This window comes from Haloarchaeobius salinus (assembly GCF_024464185.1).
In the GTDB taxonomy this organism is placed as follows: domain Archaea; phylum Halobacteriota; class Halobacteria; order Halobacteriales; family Natrialbaceae; genus Haloarchaeobius; species Haloarchaeobius salinus.
This window is the reverse complement of record NZ_JANHAU010000006.1, coordinates 167,309-187,059: the sequence shown is the minus strand read 5'-3', so window position 1 is coordinate 187,059 and position 19,751 is coordinate 167,309. Positions and strand designations below refer to the sequence as shown.

The following is a 19,751-nucleotide window of genomic DNA, read 5'->3' as shown; positions in this document are numbered from 1 at the left end:
CCGTTTCGTACGCAGACCAGACGACGTGAAACAACTTTTCAGTGGCCAGTACTGTTTTATTCCAGATAGCGGAACAGATACCAGAGTGAATCAATGACGTATCTGTTCGTGGGGGCCGGACAGGCAGGGAGTGCTATCGTCGACGCCGTGTTCGAGTACACGTCCGACTCGACGCTCGGACTGTTCGGCGGCAACGACATCACGGCGCTCGCCGAACCCATGGTCTTCAACTCGACAGTTCGGGACCTGCAGAACCTCTCGAACGTCGACAAGTCCGACCAGTTCGGCATCGCCGACCAGCACGGTATCGTCGACGGGACCACCGCCGGGTTCGAGGAGCAGGTCACCGGCGGCTTCGGGCGCGACCCGGTCGAGGCAGACGAGGTGATGGGAGCACACGTCGACGAGGTGGTCGACCTGCTCCGTCGCCGGTTCGGCTCTGCTGGCGGACTCGCGACCGACGGCGGCGGACCTGGCTGGGACGAGGACGAACGGACCGAGGAGTATGACGACGGCTGGGACGACGAGCCGGTCGACGACCGCGACGGCGGCTGGGCCGAAGAACCGGACGACGAGTGGGCCGAGGACACCGGCGGCGGCTGGGAGGACGAGCCCGTCGACGACACCGGTGGCGGCTGGGACGACGGCGACGGCGACGTCGACCGCCAGGTCGAGGACCTGGAGTCGGAGGTCCGCGGCGAGCAGGGTGACGCGACCGAGAGCGAGGAGATCCAGTTCGCGTTCGTCTGCCTCGGCCTCGGTGGCGGTACCGGCTGTGGCATCGCGCCGCACATCGTCGACGCCATCGACGAGTACACCGACGGCCGCGCGAGCATCGTCGCGCTGGCCATCCTCCCGAACACGATGGGACCGATGACCAGCGGCGGCGACGACGAAGGTAGTGGCGGCGCTGGTCGCCAGGCATGGAACGCCCGGTACGGCCTCGACCGGCTGGAGGAGAAGGTCGACGGCATCGTGCTCGTGGACAACCAGCGCATCTCGTACCAGGCGGCGGCCGAGAGCCAGTTCGCGGAGTACAACGAGTACGTCGCGGCCGGCATCTACGACCTCGTCGCCGGGCCCGTCCTCTCCGGCATCGACCCGAGCGACTACGCGGACATCGACACGCCCGACATCGACGTGCAGGACGTGGTCACGTCGCTCTCGTTCGGCGTCGGTGGGGGCGACTCGAAGGCGGGCTACGCCGCGCTCGGGCGGGCCGCGACGATGACGCGCTCGCTCTCGGGCTACCTCGTCCCGTTCGTCGGGAAGAAGAACATCGACAGCGCCGCGCTCGTCCGGCTGGCGACGAGCAAGCAGTCCGTCTCCGACCTCGACCCGTCGGACGCCCAGAAGGCCATCGGGCTCGTGCGCGCCCCGTCGAGCTACCTCTCCGGCGGGAGCAACCGCATCGAGACGTCGACCATCCGCGAGTACCTCCAGGCGCAGTGTGCGCTGCAGGAGGTGAACCTCGGCGTCGCACTCAACGACCGCAACCTCGCGACGGTGACGACGCTGCTGACCTACGAGCGCGACGACATCTCCCGGCTCGCCGAGATCGAGGAGAAGGCCGCCGAGTACGAGGACCGAACCGAGGCGATGGTGCAGTGAGGCCGCCTCGGGTCGCCCTCGTCGGGCTAGTCGTGCTCGGGGTGCTCGTCGTCGCAGGGCTCGGGGGGAGCGTGGCGGCGCAGGACGGTGCGAGCGTCGACGACGCCGTCGAGCGAACCGAGCGTATCGCCGAGATGGAGTCCCTCGCGGAGCAGTCGCTGCTGCAGTACCTCGGCGGTGGCGGCATCGGACTCGGGCTGGGCATCGTGTTCGGGAGCGTGGTCGTGTACCGGATCCAGAAGTCGCGGATCGACGGGACCTACGAATGACAGGGGCGCTCCGAACGACGCTGGTCGCGCTGTGTGCCGTCTGGCTGTTCGCCGCGCCAGTCGCCGGGGGCGGTGTGGCCGCCCAGGCTGCGACCACGCCGGGACCGGCCGACGTAGCCGCCTGTGACTCGGTCGAGGCCACCGACCCGGTCGCGGTGGCGACCCTCGCGGGCAGCGAGGAGCCCATCCGCGACGACCGCGCGCTGTACGCCGGGACGGTGCTCACGATACGGCTCTGTGACGCCGACGGCGTCGTCACGCCGTACGGCGAGAACGGGGCCTGGTACTTCGCGGACGGCGACGCCTACGAGCTGCAGAACAGGACGGACAGCAGCGTCACCATCCGGTTGACGGAGGGCTACGGTCAGCTCCAGGTGGCCGCGCAGGTCCGGCCGGCGGGGAAGACCGAGACCGGCCCGGCGTTCACCGAGCCGTCGCCGAACATCGTCCAGCCGGCGTTCACTGAGGGGACGCTGTTCCTCCCGACCGCGGACGCCGTCGGGACGTACGGCGAGCGCGAGGCGGACTTCCGGGGGTCGCTGAACGAGACGACTGCTGCGGCCGACCGGCTCGAATCCCTCTCGACTGCGGTGAACGAAAGCGGGCTGACCGACGCGCGGGCGACGAACGCCACGGAGACGCTTCGCACTCTCGCGTCGGCGGCCAACGCGACCGACCGGGCGGGCAGCGAGTACCGCTCGTACCTGTTCGGTGTGGCCGACGAGTCGCCGACGCCCGGGGTCGCGGTCGGCGCGATCGACGCCTCCCGCGAGGAGGAACGGAGCGCAGCGGCGGACGCGAACGAGGCGAAGGCGAGCTACGAGTCGGCGCTCGATTCACGGGCGGCCGCCGCCCGGTCGACGGTCCGGACGAACCTCCTGGTCGGGCTGGTCGGCGGGCTGCTGGTCGGTGTCGTCCTCGGCGGGATCGTCCCGTACGTGGCGGCCTCCAGCACCGAGGGCCGCATCCGGGTCGACTCCTCGGCGGAGTACAGCCGGAAGGCGCAGTGGCTCCCGGTCGGCGTCGGCGTGCTCGTCCTGCTGGCGACCGTCGGACTGCTGGCTGCGACGGGCGGACGTTCGATACTTCAGGTGATCTTATGAAAGGACAGACGCGCGCCGCACTCGGAATCGGCGCACTGACGGTACTGATGGCCGCGGTGGGGGCCGGACTGTTCGTGTTCGCGAGCACGCAACTCGGCGTCTACTTCGTGGTCGGTGGCATCCCGGTCGTCCTGCTGGTGGTGGCCGTCGCGTACGTCCGCGGCGTCCTCAGCGGCGAGGACAACACGGGACAGTACGTGGAACAGCGCACGAAACAGGTCGGGGAGTCGCTGCGGGACTTCTGGCGGTCGCTCTCGACCGTCGAGGAGTCCTACCCCAGATTCGACGCGAGCACGCTCCGCTCCCGAGCGGACTCGCTCGTCTCGGACTACGAGGCACAGGGCGGCGAGTTCGACCGCGACTCGGGCTCGTTCAGCGTCGGCAAGGGGGCGGCGAGCGGCGAGCTGCAGGAGCTGGAGCGCATCGACGCCGAGGTGACGACGCTCGCGGCCGACCGCGACGACCAGCTCTACGACTTCGTCCGCGACGAACTCGACGCCCTGCACGCCGACATGCGTGCGCTCGCGGACGCCGACATCGCCGCCGAGCCAGCCGAGCCCCCGGAGCCGCCGACGCCGGACGAGGGGCCGCCCAGCGGGCTCGCCTACTGGGAGGCCGTCGGCGAGGACCTCGAGGAGTACCGCATGGAGGCCGACGCGACCGTCGACGAGGCCATCGCGCGGGTCCGGGACATCCAGCGCAACGCGACCGACGCCTACGACGAGGCCGCCGTCGACCGCCACCTCGAGGACGCCGAGGCCGACCGTCGCGACGGCGAGTACGGCCACGCCGTCGACGCGGTGCTGGAGGCCCAGGCGACCCTGGAGAGCGAGCTCTCGGGCTCGTTCGACCAGGACCGCGAGGACCTCGACGCGTTCGTCGACACCATCCTCGACTCCGGGGCGGAGCAGTACGTCGACGCCGAGCTGTTCGACCAGGTGCGGTCGGTCCAACGCGAGCTCGACTCGCTCGACTCGGCCCTCGACGTGGGTTCGCTGAGCGAGCACCGACAGACCGTCCGGACGGCGGCGCTGGACATCGTGTCCTCCCTCGAGACCGAGGTCGACCGCCACGTCCGGACGCTCGACGACGAGGAGCTCCCCGCCGGCTACTACAGCCGGCCGGCCGTCGTCGACGAGGACCACGTGGACGACCTTCGGGCCATCGGCCCCGTCCGCGACCTCGACCACGAGTGGGACACCGTCGTCGCCGACCTCGTCGACGCCGTCGGCACGGTGAAGACGAAGGCGACGGTCGTCGAGGCGTACGACGACGTGAGCGAGACCATCGAGGAGCGGCTCCGGCAGAACGGCACCGTCACCGCGGACGACCTGCCGGTGCGCCACGCCGGCCAGTTCTTCGGGCTCTACTTCCGGCGCAACCCCGACGTGGAGTTCGACCCCGACGCGCCGGCGCTTCACCGCGGCGACGTCGAGACGTACACCGTCGAGGTCACCGTCTCCTACGACGAGGGGAGCGAGGCGAAGCGACGCGCCACGGTCACCCTCGACGGCGGCGAGTACGACGGCCGCGAGGTCGTCGCGACCCACCTCGTCGGCACCGCCGCGTTCGCGGACGTCCCCTTCGGCGAGTACGAGCTCGTCGTCGCCCCCGGCGAGGACGACTACGGCCGCGTCGAGCGCACCGTCCAGGTCGAGGGCGACACCGAGCTCTCGGTCGACCTCGAGCCCGTCACGCTGATCGAACAGCTCGTCGACGGACGGGAGGAGGAGATCGACGAGCACGTCACCGAGTTCGCACCGCGCCTCCGCGACCGCTTCGACGAGGAGGGCTACCTCAGCACCGACATGGAGTTCCCCATCACCGACGACTTCGTGCCCGGCCTGCTCGCGGAGTGGGCGGACCGGGAGGGGTACGCCGTCACCCGCACCGACGACGGCACCGTCATCGTCTACGACGACTCGCAGCTCTCCCAGGAGATAATGAACGTCATCCAGTACAACCTCGACGAGGGGGACCGACTCAGCTACGAACGCATCAGGTCGAACTACCTGTCGGTGCCGGTCCCGGACACCGTCATCGAGGAGCTCGCGGCCGACACCGGTCTCTCGGTGGAGACGACGGCCGACAGCATCGAGAAACCCGCCGGAGGTGAGGCCTGATGTCCAGGGGACAGTACACACGCTGGGCCGTCATCGCCTCCGGGGAGGGTGGTGGCCGCATCGCCTCGCAGTTCTTCAACCGGGCGGAGAACCCGGGCATCGAGGACCGCATCCTCGTGATGAACACGAACCGGAACGACATCCGGAACACCATCGACCGGATCGACGCGAGCATCACCGACGCCGACGACATCGGCGAGAACCACGCCCTCGAGTTCGGCGACAAGCAGGGTGCCGGGAACTCGTACTACTACGGCCGGCAGGCCGCGGATCAGGACCTCGACCGCATCACGGACCGCATCAAGCGGACGTTCGGAACGGCCGACGCGTTCCTCTACATGGCGACGCTCGGCGGCGGCACCGGTAACGGCTCCATCCCGTTCGTCGTCGACGAGTTCAAACAGGGGCTGAACGTGAGCGAGAGCGAGCCCTGGATGGACAGCGTCATCCACGTCGCGATGGCGGTCTGGCCGTACTACTGGGAGCCCGACCAGCGCCACTTCAACGCGGTGTCCGGGCTCTCCCGCCTGCTTCGCAACCGCGACGGCGGGCAGAACGCCGACATGGTGATGGTCGCGGCGAACTCCCACCTCGACGGCGAGAACGGGAGCGACTACGACCGCGTGAACGAACTCATCATCGAGGCGGTCGACCTGATGATCGGGGCGGGCCGCGAGACCCACGGCGTCATCGACGTCGAGGACCTGGTGACCATCCCGCGCCAGTACGGCTCCTACCACTTCACGCCGGCCGTCGCGACGGACATGAACGGCGACATCTACGAGCTGGAGTACATGTTCGACAAGGCGGCCGAGAACCCGTTCGTCCCGATGGACGTCGCCACCTCCCAGATCGTGTTCCCGGTCGTCCGCGCGCCGGAGAGCATGATCGACAACGGCGAGATAACCGAGCCCGAGGTGTACCAGGCGTTCAACCAGTGGCAGAACAAGCACGACCTCTCGGTCGCCGGGCAGGCCAGCCTGACGCCGAAGCGTGGCCGGGGGTCGGACGTGGACGTGCTATTGCTGCTCGGCGGCTTCGACCTGAGCCCGCTGTTGAACCACTCGCTGGACCAGTACGAACAGGTCAGGGACAACCTGGCGCGCGGGAACACCGCCGGAGCGGAGGGGCTGACAGAGCGCGAGGTGCAGACGGTGCTCGACAACCTCGCCGACTACCGCGACCAGAACGAGGGGTAGCCATGTCGTGGGGAACTCGCGCGACGGCGCTGCTCGCACTCGCTGTCCTCGTCGCCACGGTGGCCGGCGTCGGGGCGGCAGTCACGCCCGCGAACGACGGTGCGGCGCTCGCGGCGGACGTCTCCGTCGAACGGACCGCCCCCGACACCGTCTCGGTGACGGTCGTGCCGGACAACGAGACGGGGAACCTCTCGACGGTCACGCTCGAAATCGGCGGCGTCGATGCCGCTGCCGAGACGACCGTGAACGAGACCGACGCCGGCACCTACGAGGGCGAACTCGCCGTCACGGCACTCGTGCCGCCCGACGAGACGGCACCGCTCGGGGGTGCGACCGTGACGGTCAACGCCGGCGAGACCGAGCTCGGCGACGATGCAGTCGACCTCCGGTACGCCTCGCTGAACGGGGCGGTCACGACGTTCGAGGACGGCACGGTCCACCTCACGCCCGCCGACGTGCGCGGGTTCGCCACGACGGCTCCCGTGCCTGTGAGCGTCGGTGACGCGACCGTGAACGCGAGCTACGACGCCGACGCCGGCGCGCTGGTGCTCGACGGCGAGACGCTCCGGTCGCTCGACCGGCAATCGCTGTTCGAGGACCGCCGCATCCGCGTCGCCCCCGACGAGGGCGTGACGGCGTCGCCGACCTCGGTGAACGTGCGTCACGCCGCCGCGAACGCGAGCGAGCTCGTCGCCAGCGGCGACAGCGTCGCCATCGCGAACCCCCTGCTGTCGGTGCTCGACGCCGGCGGCTACCACCTCGACCTGACGACCGAGTCGCCGAACGGGCAGTTCGCCGGCCCCGTCGAGGCGACCGAGACGGGCATCGAGCTGCCGCGGACCGCACTCGCGTCGAGCGTGACTGCGACGCTGGCGGTGGGCGACGCCGAGGGCCCGCGTGTCCTCGACGGCTGGACGAGACAGTACGCGAGCGAACCCATCAACGTGAGCGTGGACCGGAGCTACTTCGCGGCCGAGACGGACGGCGTGTCGGCCATGCTGCTCCAGCGCGACGGTGACGTCGACCGGCTCGGAGCCACCCGGGAGGACGGCTACTACGCCGTCGAGAACGGGACGTCGCTGCCGGAGGGTCAGACGGTCCTGCTCGTCGTGGAAACTGATGGCGAGCAACGGATCGTCTCGGCGCAGACGGTCGAGAGGACCGTCGCCGGTGCGCCGAACGAGTCGTCGACGAACCAGGCCGACGGCAACGGGAGTGAGGGGACGGCCACGACCACGGTGGCCGGGACCACCACCGCTGCGACGAACGCGACGAACGCGACGAACGCGACGAACACCAGTGCCGGTGGTGGCTTCCTCCCCGCGAGCTACGGAGTCGTGGACTGGGGCCTCCTCCTCGGCGTCGGGCTGCTGGGCGGTATCATCGGGACGCTCATCCTCGTCGTCGTGCGGTTGATTGCAGGTGCCGCCGGCCCGAACGGCGATCCGACCAATCCGAAGGGTGCAGCGGTCGTGCTCGGTGCAGGTGGCCTGTTCGGGCTGATCGGATCTCTCATCGTCGCGTTCTTCGTCGCCGGTTCCAGCGGAGCCATCGACATTGTCTTTGCCGTGCTCGTCGGCGCGGTCGTCGGCGGGCTCGCCGGGCTCGCGCTCGCCGGACTCCTGTCCTGGCTCGGCTTCTGGCACTTCGGCGAGGGTGCCGGGACGACCACCCCCGACCCGGTCGACGTGAAGGTGACGCTGGTCGACGCCAACGGCCACCGCATCCGCGAGGACGCGGACGTCGTCGCCAAACCGACCCGCGGTGCCGGCTCGCGGACCACGCGGTCGACCGACTCCGGCGTCGTGAGCATGTCGCTGTTACCCGGTGGCTGGCAGCTGACCGGTGCGGTCGGCACCCAGCAGCGGACCGACCAGCTCGAGGTGACGGACGGCAGGCACACCGGGGAGCAGGCCCAGCTCGCGTTCCCCCGACCGGGTGTCCAGGTGACCATCACCGACAAGCTGGACGGGGAACCCATCCCCGGGGCACGCGTCACGGTCGAACCGGACGAGGGCGACGACGAGACCGCCAAGACCGGCCGGAACGGCCGTGTCAGCGTGACGCTCCCGTACGCGGCCTCGACCGCCACCGTGCGCGTCGACCACCCGAAGTACAACGCCGCGAGCAACGACTGCTCGCTGGCCGACGACGGCCCGCTCGAACTGAACGTCGGGCTGAGCCGGAAGACCGGCCGCCTGTCGGTGACCGCGGAGGTCGACGGTGTGGCGACCGAGGGGCTCCCGGTCTCCATCGCACCCAGCGAGGGCGACCGCTACCGCGTCGACGAACGACAGGGATCGCGCCGGACCGACGAGCGCGGCCGGGTCAGGGCGTCGGATGTCTTCGTCGGCGACTACGTCGTCGGCCTCGACGTCGCCGGCTCGCAGTCGGACCTGTTCCGGACCCGGACGACCGAGGTCGCCATCCACGAGGGCGAGCCGACGAACGTGACCGTCGAGGCGTCGTTCGAGTGGACGGTGCCCCAGGCGATGCGGGACCGGGTCCGGCGGCTCCGTCGCGAGGTCGACGGCCTCTCCGAGCAGTCGGGCCGCGACACGGCGTTCCCCGGCTACTACGGGAGCGTCGTCGACCGCCTGCTCGACCTGGTCGAGGCACTCCCGCAGTACGGCCACCTGTTCGCGACCGGGGAGCACCGGCCGGGCGAGGTCGCCGAGGCACTGCTGGACGCCGCCGAGGACGGTATCTCGCGGGTGAACACGGCGATGACGACCAAGCGCAACGTCGACATGTTCGCCGCGTGTGCCGACATGGCGAGCGTCGACCTCCGGTGGGACGGGGACGTGCTCACCCACGAGGCGTACTTCGACTACGTCGATGCCGACGTGGACAGCGACCTGACCGGCCGCATCGAGCGGACCCGGTCGCGGATCGACGACGAACGGGCGGACCTGACCGAGGTGGAGCCGGCGACGGAGATGTGGGAGCACGCCAGGGAGCTGTTCCAGGAGACCAGACGCGAGCGCGAGCCGCTCGTAAAGGCCGCACAGGCGCTCCTCGTCGCCGGACTGCTCGACGCGGTCGAGCACAGCTTCGACCGCCGCGAGCTCAGGGAACGGATGAAGCGGACGGTGTTCTGAGAGATGGATGGACTGAAACTCCTCGTCGGGCTGGTGGTACTGGCGTCCGTGACCGCGACGCCGGCCGTCGCCGCGAGCGCAGGTGGGACGCCCACCGCGTCGGCGACGACCGGGGACACGGCCGCGACGACGCAGCCCCCGCTCGACACGACGGTGGGACAGGCACAGAACGACGCACCGCCGGAGACGGCCGACGAGTACCTCGCGGCGTTCAACCAGCTGTCGGGGACGCCGGCGTTCGAGCAGTACACCGAGTTCGAGACCATCCGGTCGCTCGCGGTCTCGAAGCTCCAGGTCGTCGAGTTCGACGACGCGACCGAGCGCGAGATGGGGACGGTGCTCGCGCTGTTGCGGTCGTTCAACGAGAGCTACACCGCGGCCCAGAACGGCTCCGTCGGCGAGAGCCTCTCGGCGGCGAACGGGACTTCGGACCACGTCCGCGCGCTCGAGGAGCAGGGGCTCACCTACGCGCCGCTTGCGGACCTCGCGCTCAGCCGGTTCTACGAGAACCGGGGCGACGCCCTGCTGCAGTCGGCCTCCGACGTGACGCGCACCCCCGAGAAGATACAGCTGCTCGGGCAGGCCGCGACCGCGTTCCGGCAGGCCGGGGCGACCCAGAAGTACTCGCAGGTGAACCTCCGCGTCGAGGAACTCCGCAGCGAGTACGAGCGTGACGTGACGGCGATGAACGCCGCCGAGGAGCGGGCGGGCGGCTTCCTCGACAGCTGCTCGTCCTGCGACGGCGTGAGTGCGGTCGCCAGCGGCGAACTGTTCGGGACGTTCGCGCTCTACCAGGAGTCCGGCGGCACGCTGGCGGACGTCCGCGACGCCGAACAGCGGGCGGACGAGAACGCCCTCTCAGACCGCGAGAGTCGGCTCGCGACCCTCCGGACCGACATCTCGTCTGCACGGACGACGCTGGCGCTCGCGAGCGGCGTGTTGCTGGTCGGCTACGGCCTCCTCGTCGCGCTGGTGGCGATGCTGGTGACCCACCGGCTCGTCGTCTGGCGGCGGACGGTCGACGCGGCGAACGTCGGTGAGATCGTCGTCCTCCAGGGTGGTCACGATGCGTAGGAACACCGTGTTCGCGGTCGGACTGGTCGTGCTCCTGCTCGCCGGGGCAGCCGTCGCCGCACCGGCGTCCGCTGACCATCCCGCGGCGACCGAAACGGACTCTGGCAGACTCGACGGGAGTGCCACCACCGACGCGAACACAACCGAGACGACCGCGCCACAGACCGCCCAGCTCTACCTCGAGCGGGCGTTCGAGGGCGAGTCGGACACCGACACCGCCTCCATCGAGTTCACGGCGGACAGCAACACGACCGTCACCGCTCCGAGAGAGGTTACAGATCAGGAGGTGACGTTCAGCTTCGACCGGTGGTCCGGCGGCGGAAGTAGCGGGACGAGCAACACCTTCTCGCTGACCCAGGGTGAGACCTACGAGGTCGAGTACGAGGCCACCGGCGAGTCAGAAGGGAGGACGGGGACGAGCGGCACGAGGTCGGTCTACATCTCGGAGAGCGGCGGGATGACCGGCTACCTCGAGGCGAACGTCCAGTACCTCGAACCGCAGTTCGGCTCCGGCTCGGTCGACGGTACCCCCGAGGTCCGGTTCGAGGGGCAGGACGAGCAGACGACGAGCGTCACCGTGGAGTTCCAGAACGTCGGCAACGGTGAGATGGACGTCGAGTCCGCCTCCGCGTCGGGTGGGACCTACGTCTCCGCGAGTACGAGCGACGTGCCGAACCGTGTGGGCTCCGGCGACAGCGCCTCGGTCACGGTCGACGTGACGGTCGACGAGGACGCACGCGAGGGGACCCGTTCGGTCTCCCTGACCATCGAGGACAACCTCGGCAACACCCTGTCCGGCAGCTTCGACGTCGAGATCGTGAAGGCGACGTCCGTCGACGCTTCCGAGTCGGTGGTGGACCTGGGTGACGTCCTCGTCGGTACCAGTGCCAGTGCTCCCGTGACGATACAAGAGGAGACCGGCTACGATTCGGTCGACGTGACCGTCAGCGACCCGGGCGGTGTCAATCGCAACGCCTCCGCGTCGGTCTCCGGACTGGCTGGAACCCTCGGTGCGGGCGACAGCCGGACCGGTACGGCGACGGTCAGCATCGACGGCGACGCGGTCCAGCACGCGGAGAAGTCCTGGACTGTCAGACTCGAAACGGACGATTCCGACGCCAACCCGGAGACCTTCCGCGTCGAGGCGCGTGTCATCTACCCGGCGCGGTTCGGCGAGCCCACGGGAACGGGTGCGTCCTACACGTTCGACGAACCGCGCGGCGAGTCGACGTTCACCCGGGAGGTCAGCACCACCATCGAGAACACCGGTGACCTGCCACTGGAGATGCAGGACGTCAGCGTCGGCTCTCCCGACTTCGACGACCAGTACGTCAGCGCGGAGCTGACCCGTTCGTCGCCCCGGATCCCCGGGCAGAGCACCCGCGACTACGACATGGACGTGACCCTCGACAGCGAGGTCCCGGCGGGCGACCACACGCTGAGCGTTCGGTTCACGTCCAGCAACGCCTCCGCAGGCACCCAGACCGTCGAGGTGCCGCTCACCGTCGACCACGAGACCGACCTCGGGCTCGACACCGAGACCGCCGACTTCGGTGAACTGGAGATCACCCAGACCGACACCCGGACGGTGACGGTCTCGGAGCTGCTCGGCTACAACGCGGTCGAGAATCTCACGCTCCAGCGCGTTGACGGGCCCGAGCAGGGCTGGCTCACCGTACAGCGGGGGCTCCCCGAGCAGCTCGCAGCGGGCTCCGAGAGCCAGGCGGTGTTCCAGCTCCAGTTCGACACCGACGCCGAGGTGTTGACCCCCTACGAGTGGACCTACCGGGTGAACGGCGACGATATCGAGCCCCGGACGTTCACCATCACCGGCGAGCCCGGCATCATCGAGAGCGAGGCGACCCACGACGGTCTCCAGTCCTTCGCGGAGGACGACGACGCGCTCGCGACCTCGGCCGGGTCGATGGACGAGATGCTGACCCGCCTCGAGGAGAAGATAGAGGAGGGTGACCTCGACTCCGGGCAGGACATCTCGCGCGGGTTCACCGCCGCACAGACGTTCGTGGAGTTCCTCAACGCGACCGAGCGCGTACAGGAGGTGCGCGAGGCCGAGGGCAACGAGGCGGCCCAGGAGGAGCTCGTCAGGGCGGCCTCGACGTACAACACGGTCGCGCTGTACGTCTCAGAGCTCGAGGACCCGGAGCTGCGCGAGCTCGGCCAGCAGGCGCTCACGGAGGGGAACGCCGTGCTGAACGACGAGATCGCGACCCAGCGGTCGTACTACGAGGACCGGCTCGCGAGCGAGGAGACCTCGCTGCTGGAGGAGGCGATGATCCAGCGCAGTCTGGCGCGCATCGCCGTCCTCGAGGGGGAGGACGAGCGGGCGAACCAGCTGCAGGCGGACGCGGACGCCGCGTTCGAGGCCTACTCGACGAACGTGAGCCAGGGGCAGGCCAGCCTGCAGGAGGCCCGGACTGCCCGTGAGAACATGAGCGGGTCGATGCTCACCGCCGTCGGGGGGACGCCGCTGCTGCTGAACCCGGCGAACCTCGGCCCGTTCGACAGCCAGCGCACACACATCGCCGACCGGTACGACGAGGCCATCGCGAACTTCGAGGCGGCCGGCGAGGGGGAGACCGCCGACTCCATCCGCGAGGAGCGGAACCAGCGGCTCTCCGCGCTCTCGACCGCCCGGACCGCGATGTTCGTCGTCACCGGCGGCTACGTGCTCGCGTTCGTCGCGTTGCTGGTCCACCTGGTCCGGGGGACGCTGGCGTACGTCTCGGACGCCAACGAGGCCGTCAGCGGCGAGTTCCTGGTCTGACGTCGGGACTCCCCGCGGCACTCCTCTTCTGACTGGGTCGATCGTGAAACCAGGCCGGAACAACGTTTATCGTTAATGGTGATAGATTTCTACGTACGATGGGCCGGAACCACTCGGACCAGAGCGGAGGCGACCCGCGAGGTGAGACCACGGCGGCCGGCCTCGCCGACGACCAGCTCTACCGGGGCCTCGCGGCGGCCGAGCGGCGGCGCGTCCTCTACTCGCTCCTGACGCGCGGGCCGTCGACCGTCGACGAGCTGGCGACGCTCCTCGCCGGCTGGCGCGCCACCGACAGGGGTCGGATGGTCCCCGCGGACGCCCGTCGGACGCTCCTGACCGAACTCATCCACGTCCATCTGCCGTTGCTCGAGGAGGCCGGCCTGGTGGTCCGCGACGACGACTCGGGCAGCATCGAGGTCGGCCCGCTCGACCCGGCGGTCGAGGAACTCGTCCGCGAGAGCATCGCCGCCGAGTCGACACCGGGGGGCTGACGATGCTGGACTCGCTTCTCGACCGCGTCACGCGGAGCGACAAGCGCTTCACCGTCTACGGTCGCGGGGACGAGACCGACATCGAACGACAGTTCGAGGCACACTCGGTGGTGGTCGACTGGCAGCAGCTCCCGCCCGACGGCCCGGAACCGTTCGTGGTCGTCGCGGAGGGCGGCGAGGTCGTCGGCGTCATCCCGCTCGAGGAGCTCGAGTGGCTGTTGACCCCGCCGGTCGTCCGTCCGTCCGATCCCACGAACATCGCACCGGGCTACCGGGTGCTGTTCGAGGTGCTCGACGAGACGGTGTTCACCGCGATGAACCGCCGCCAGCTCCTCGCGGTCAGCCACGAGATCGAGGACCGGGCACGCCGCGTCGGCAACGGGCGGTTGCACGCCAGCTTCCAGCACCTCTCGGCGTTCGCCGACCAGGTCGAGTGGTACTGGACGCTCGGCGAGACCGACCTCGACATCCACGTCTACGGCGCGCCGGACTGGGAGCCACCGGAGATACCCGGGGTGACGTTCCACGGCTACGGCGACGACGTGCTCGAACGGTACTGGGTCGTCACGTTCGACGGCGGGACCGAGGAGCTGCAGGCCTGCGGGCTCGTCGGCCGGGAGTTCGACGAGACGTACGACGGCTTCTGGACCGACGACCCCCACCTCGTCGAGCGCATCGAGACGGAACTCGTCGCGGGAGCGGGGCCCGACTGACCCCGTCTCAGTCCGTCTGCTCGAACGCCGTCGAGAGGTGTGCGGGGACCGACAGCTCCGTCTCGGGTTCGTCGTCCTCCCAGGTCGCCGTCCACTCGTCGAGGTGCGACCGCGCCCACTCGTCGGGGGTGGCCGCGACCGGCCCGCCGAGCGTGAGGCGGTCCGTCTCGCCGTCGCAGGTGACCACCAGATCGACGGCCAGCTCGCGGTCGCTCTCGGCCGGCTTCACGTCGACGTAGTGCTCGATCGTCTCGCCGGGCTGGAGCGACTGGATCGTCTCCTCGACGTATATCATGTCGTTCAGCCGGTCCCCGGTCGCGGCGAGCTGGAGCTCCGTGATGGGCTCCTCGGAGACGTTCCGCAGGTTGCAGACGACCTTGCTGTAGGTGTCGGCGACGTGGGTCTCACGGCCGATGCCGGGGTCGAGCCGGCTCGCGACGGACGCCCCGGTCCCGGCGTCCCGTTCGACCGGTGCGAGCGACTGGAACCGCCCGCTGCCGTCGTATTCGACCGTGATCGGCACGACATCGTCGGTGTCGGTCAGCTCGGTCTCCTCGTGGGGGACGGTGCCCGACCAGCGGACCGTCTCACCGGGGCCGAGCCCGTCCCCGCGCGGGTCGATGTCCCAGCCGCCGACCCAGGTGACGTCGACCCCCTCGACCGAGAGGAACTCGTCCGTCCGGTTCTCGACGGTGCCACGGACCCGGACCGTCGGGGCGCTCGCGTCGACGGTCGCACGCACCGCGAGCGGCCCGTCCCGCACCTCGACGTCCATCGCGCCGGTCTCCGCGAGGCTGTGGCCACCCGCCGTTGCGGCGACGGGCGTGAGCTGGCTGCGGCCACGCCGGGCGAGTGCGTGGGCCCGCTGGTATCGGCGCTCCTCCCCCCGGTCGAAGGAGCCGAGCGGGAACTGCTCGCCGTCGACCGCGAGCGTGAGGTCGTCGACCGGTCCCTCCGTGTCGACGGCGAGGTACTCGAGGAACGCCTCGGTCGCCGCCGGCTCGTCGTCCGCGACGGCGCGCCGGAGCGACACGGACGGCGAGTCACCGGCCGCGTCGCCCCGACCGCCCCCTCCGCTGTCGGCGTGGCCCGGCCGTCCGCCACCGACGGACTGCTGCCCTGTGGTTCCGCCGTGCTGGGCACCGCCGCCCGGCTGTGCGGCACCCCTGGACTGGCCGCGCCCACCGGCCGGTGACGGACCCGCCATCCCGGCGAAGCTGGTCCCGAGCGAGAGCTCGTGCGTGTCCTCGACGCCGGCACCGTCGAGCCGAGCGCGGAGCACGTTCCCGTCGAGCCCGTCGGCGACGTACCCCGGGAAGGCGACCGAGAGCGTCCACGTCGCGCCCGGTGCGGCGTCGACGGTGCGTTCGACCGGTCCCGCGTCGCCGACGCCCACCAGGGTGAGCGTGTCCGCGACCCGCGTCTCGGTCGGGTTCTCCACGGTCACGTCGACGAACAGGAACGCCTCCCCGACGGTCGGGTCGACCGACACCGCGACCGAGCCGTCGGTCGCCGTGGTCGTCGCCGTCGCGACCGTCGTCCCGGTGTCGTCGACGACCGTTCGCTCGACCGGCTCGCCGGGGGTGTAGCTCTCGGTCAGCTCGACGCGGCTGGTCTCCCCCGGCGCGACCGAGCCGACGTGGAGGTCGTCCTCGCGGACCCGGAGCTCCTGGAGCACCTCGCCCTCGTTGTGGACGAACAGCGTCGCGTGGACGGTCGTCCCCTCGACACGATCGACCGATACCTCGGCGTCGACGGACTCCTCAGGCGGGTCCGGTCGCTCGATGTCGACCGACCCGGTCGCCAGCGCCACGCCGTCGGCGGAGACCCGGACGTCCGCCGCGTCGACGTCCTCGACGCTCGTCACCTCGAAGGTGGCCGTCGTGCTGTCGTCCGCCGGCAGGTCGACCGTCGCGCTCCGGCGGGCCGTCGTCGCACCGTCGACCGCGATGGTCACCGTCGCACTCCCCGCCGTCTCGGCCGTGCTCGTCAGCTCGACGACGAGCGGCTCGCCCGGGGCGATCGCGTCGACGGCGAGGGCCGCGGTCACCGCGTCGACGTCGACGCTCCGTCGGTGGACCGACAGCGTGTCCTCGCGGTAGATACAGACGGGGTCGCCGCTCCGCGCCGGGTACACCGCACCCGGTGGCAGGCCGTCGACCGACTCGTAGGTGCCGTCCGGCCGCACCGAGAGCAGGCCGTCGGCCGTCCGCACGAGCAGGGTGTCGTCGCCCCGTGGCGTGACCTGCGTGGGTCGTATCTCGGTGCGCCACTCGACCTCGCCCGAGTCGGGGTCGACGCCGACCAGCTGATCGGACTTCAGCGCCGCGACGACGGTCCCGCCAGCGCCGCCGACGCCGGTGAGCGCGCTGCCGATGTCCGCGTCGAAGACCCGCTCGCCGTCGGCGTCGACACCGGTGACGAACGACCACGCGCCGAGCAGGAACCGACCGTCGGCGGCGACGAACGAGGCCTCACCACCGACGTCCGCGTACGGTCTGTCCACCGTCCAGCGGCGCGAGCCGCGCTCGCCGTCCACGCCGACGAGGCTCCGTTCGGTCAGGACACAGACCACGTCGGCCTCCGGGAGCGCGGCCACCCCCTCGACGCCCTCGTCGGCGAGGCCGAGCGACCAGACCCGCGAGCCACCGTTCTCCGGTGAGAGCGCGACCAGCGAGTCGGCCGTCAGCACGTAGACGAGCTCGCCCAGGGCCACGTCGACCGGCTCGTCGTCGACCCGGAGCGTCGACCGCGCTGCCCCCCGGACGTAGGTCACGTCGCCGTCGGCGACGAGCGCGACGTCTTCGACCCCGCCGTCGCTGGCTTCGACCGCCGGCAGCTCGAACGCCGCGACTTCGGCGTAGCCGCTCACACGGCATCGCCTCCCGCGTCGTCGTCTGCCGGTCCGTCCGGCGTCGTGCCTGCGGCTCCACCATCCGTCGCAGCATCGCCGCTCGAACCGTCGTCGCCGGCCGGGTCGTCCCCCGTCGCACCGTCGGTCGCGCTCGTGCCGTCACCGCCGTCCGCACCGCCTGCACCGAGCAGGGACTCGAGTGCACTCGGCTGGCCCCCCAGGCTCATATCCAGGCGCTCCGCCTGGGCCTCGACGTACCGCTGCATCTCGGGGTAGCCCTCCAGTTCGTCGGTCTTCTCGCGGACGCTGGCGACGTACTGTCGCACGGTCTTCGGCTCAGAGCCCGCCAGCTTCGCCAGCAGATAGTCGGTGTCGGGAACGATGGGGTCGCCGTCGATGACGCTCTCGACGAGTTCGCGCTGGAACTCGCTGCCGAGGATGCGGTCGGCGACCTCCGCCGGGGTGTAGCCGACCGACGCCTCGCCGAGGCGCTCGTAGTCGATCTCGTCCGCCGTGGAGAGGGAGTCGAGCTGCTTGCGCCACACCTCCGCCATCACCGTCTCGTCGGGCTGGGGGATGAACTGCTGGATGGGGAACCGGCGGGTCGCCGCCGGGTCGATGGTGAACGGCATGTTCGTCGCGCCGATGACGAGCAGGTTGTCCTCGACGTCGTTCATCTCCTGGAGGAACGCGTTCGTCAGCGAGCGCTCGTGGCGCTGGAGCGAGTCGTCGCCGCGGTCGGGGATGAGCGTCTCCACCTCGTCGAAGAAGAGCACGCAGAACCCCTCCTGGGCGATGCCGTGGGCCTTCTCGAACACCGCCGAGACGCGCTTCTCCGACTCGCCGGAGTACTTCGACAGGATGTCCGAGCCCCGCACCTCGAGGAACTTCACCTCGCCGTAGTTGTCCTCGATGCTCGTGTTGTACATCGCCTCGTGGGCGATGGCCTCCGAGACGAGCGTCTTCCCACAGCCCGGTGGACCGTACAGCATCATCGAGCTCCCCCGCGAGGCGAACGCCTGGCCGTATCGGCGCTCGACCTCGTTCCGGGTCTCGGCGTCGAACAGCGCGAGCAGCATCCTGGCGGTCTGTTTGACCTCGGGGAGCCCGGCGACGTCCTCCTCGAAGGAGACGGTCGGCTTCTTCGGCTCGAGGTTCACCTCGACGGCCTCCTCGTCGGCGACCTGCTGGCCCCCGCCCGGGCCGCCGCCGTGGGTCGGCCCGCCACCACCTCTCGCCCGGCTGGACTCCGTCGCCTTCAGCTCGCGGAGCTCGCCCGCACCGATGAACTCGATGTCGGTGTCGTCGGTCACCCGCACCGTCGTGTAGCCGCTCGGTTCGACCTTCGCGGCGGTGAACGTCGCGAGCCCGTCGCCCTGCTTGACGACCTCCTCGAACGGATGCAGCAGGTAGCTCGTCGAGCGCAGGAACGACTCCAGCTTCTCGGGGTCGTTGCCGCCGGCGTGGAGCTTCACCGCGTCGCACTCCACCACGTCGTGCACCGAGGCGTTCGGGTCCACACGGAAGTCCCGCGAGGAGTCGATACCGCCGAACAGCTCGGCGACGTTCCGGTGCATCCGCACCTTGTTCCCGATGGTCTCGCCCGCGAGCGGCCCGTCGTCGACCGCCTTCGCGAGGAAGTGGGCCGACCGGTTCTTGTGGCGTATCTCCACCACGTCGCTCGAGTTCCCGAGCTTCGATTCGCCTATCTTTACGTGTGAGGTCGGCTGGTCCTGTCGCAGTATCGGCGTCAGATTAAGCATTGTCTCCTCCGTTCAGTCGTCCGCCCGCCCACTCCGCGAACGAGAGCGGCCGGTCGCTCCGCCGGTCGGTGCGTCTCCCGACGAACGCCACGCCCGAGCTGGCCCGGACGAGCACGTCACGCAGCGACGCGAGCATCCGCGAGAGGCCCTCGCAGGCGGCCCGTGCGCCGGGGGCGTCCACCGCCCGGCTCCGTCGCGCCAGCGTCTCCGCCCGGGCGAGCAGGTCCTCGGTCACCGCCCGCATCACCGCGAGGGTCGGTCCCCAGTTCCGGGCCGCCGCACCCGTCGTGGCCAACGGGACGACGAGTTCGCCCGCCCGACGTTCCATCCGCCGCGCCGCGACGAGCGCGTCCACGGTGTCCGTGCCACCCGGGACGCCGTCGGTCCACGCGGTCCGGTCCGCGTACTGTGCCTCCAGCACACCGGTCAGTGCCTCGCCGAGACCGTCGTCGTCGCGACCCACCTGCGAGGGGAACGGCGCGGCGGCGACGAGTGCGTCGCCGAGTTCCGCCAGCGCGCTGGTCGCCTCGTCGGCGGTCCGGTACACCGACGGGTCGTCGTAGGTCGGGGCCGCGAGCAGCGTCTCGACGCGCTCGTCGACGCATCTGAGCGTCCCGAAGAACGATTCGACGCGGAGCACGGTCGACGTGGCCGACACGGGTCGA

General features: G+C 70.3%; 13 protein-coding genes. 10 read left to right on the top strand and 3 right to left on the bottom strand.

Annotated features, from left to right (window positions below; all coding sequences use genetic code 11):
* Positions 1-93: 93 nt before the first annotated feature.
* The 10 genes from NO345_RS17505 to NO345_RS17460 all read left to right on the top strand — a co-directional run bounded on the left by NO345_RS17505 (position 94) and on the right by NO345_RS17460 (position 14,469).
* Positions 94-1,611 carry an FtsZ/tubulin family protein gene (locus NO345_RS17505; RefSeq protein ID WP_256301402.1) on the top strand — a complete coding sequence of 506 codons (1,518 nt, stop codon included), beginning with the start codon at positions 94-96 and terminating at the stop codon, positions 1,609-1,611.
* Complete coding sequence (locus NO345_RS17500) at positions 1,608-1,880, top strand: hypothetical protein (protein ID WP_256301400.1); 273 nt, start codon at positions 1,608-1,610, stop codon at positions 1,878-1,880. Before NO345_RS17505 ends, NO345_RS17500 begins: the two co-directional genes overlap by 4 nt.
* Complete coding sequence (locus NO345_RS17495; protein WP_256301399.1) at positions 1,877-2,983, top strand: hypothetical protein; 1,107 nt, start codon at positions 1,877-1,879, stop codon at positions 2,981-2,983. The genes NO345_RS17500 and NO345_RS17495 overlap by 4 nt, the downstream gene beginning before the upstream one ends.
* On the top strand, positions 2,980-5,106 hold the full coding sequence (locus NO345_RS17490; protein ID WP_256301397.1) for a hypothetical protein: 2,127 nt from the start codon (positions 2,980-2,982) through the stop codon (positions 5,104-5,106). Before NO345_RS17495 ends, NO345_RS17490 begins: the two co-directional genes overlap by 4 nt.
* Complete coding sequence (locus NO345_RS17485) at positions 5,106-6,305, top strand: FtsZ/tubulin family protein (RefSeq protein ID WP_256301395.1); 1,200 nt, start codon at positions 5,106-5,108, stop codon at positions 6,303-6,305. Before NO345_RS17490 ends, NO345_RS17485 begins: the two co-directional genes overlap by 1 nt.
* Positions 6,306-6,307: 2 nt before the next feature.
* A complete protein-coding gene (locus tag NO345_RS17480) occupies positions 6,308-9,406 on the top strand; it encodes a carboxypeptidase-like regulatory domain-containing protein (RefSeq protein WP_256301393.1) in 3,099 nt (1,032 codons plus the stop codon).
* Between the two features lie 3 nt (positions 9,407-9,409).
* Entirely contained in the window at positions 9,410-10,480 is a 1,071-nt protein-coding gene (locus NO345_RS17475; RefSeq protein ID WP_256301392.1) for a hypothetical protein, read from the top strand.
* Positions 10,473-13,265 carry a COG1361 family protein gene (locus NO345_RS17470; RefSeq protein WP_256301390.1) on the top strand — a complete coding sequence of 931 codons (2,793 nt, stop codon included), beginning with the start codon at positions 10,473-10,475 and terminating at the stop codon, positions 13,263-13,265. Before NO345_RS17475 ends, NO345_RS17470 begins: the two co-directional genes overlap by 8 nt.
* 98 nt (positions 13,266-13,363) lie before the next feature.
* Positions 13,364-13,756, top strand: a complete 393-nt coding sequence (locus NO345_RS17465; protein ID WP_256301388.1) for a DUF7344 domain-containing protein — start codon at positions 13,364-13,366, stop codon at positions 13,754-13,756.
* 2 nt (positions 13,757-13,758) lie between these two features.
* Positions 13,759-14,469, top strand: a complete 711-nt coding sequence (locus NO345_RS17460) for a DICT sensory domain-containing protein (protein ID WP_256301386.1) — start codon at positions 13,759-13,761, stop codon at positions 14,467-14,469.
* Between the two features lie 7 nt (positions 14,470-14,476).
* Here the strand turns inward: NO345_RS17460 and NO345_RS17455 are convergent, their stop codons facing one another.
* The 3 genes from NO345_RS17455 to NO345_RS17445 are packed head-to-tail and all read right to left on the bottom strand — an operon-like array spanning position 14,477 to position 19,744.
* A complete protein-coding gene (locus NO345_RS17455) occupies positions 14,477-17,341 on the bottom strand; it encodes an outer membrane protein assembly factor BamB family protein (RefSeq protein WP_256301384.1) in 2,865 nt (954 codons plus the stop codon).
* Positions 17,338-19,086 carry an ATP-binding protein gene (locus NO345_RS17450; RefSeq protein WP_256301382.1) on the bottom strand — a complete coding sequence of 583 codons (1,749 nt, stop codon included), beginning with the start codon at positions 19,084-19,086 and terminating at the stop codon, positions 17,338-17,340. The genes NO345_RS17455 and NO345_RS17450 overlap by 4 nt, the downstream gene beginning before the upstream one ends.
* The gene (locus NO345_RS17445; protein WP_256301380.1) at positions 19,079-19,744 is read right to left on the bottom strand and encodes a hypothetical protein; all 666 of its coding nucleotides are present in this window, start codon (positions 19,742-19,744) and stop codon (positions 19,079-19,081) included. Before NO345_RS17445 ends, NO345_RS17450 begins: the two co-directional genes overlap by 8 nt.
* Positions 19,745-19,751: the final 7 nt, after the last annotated feature.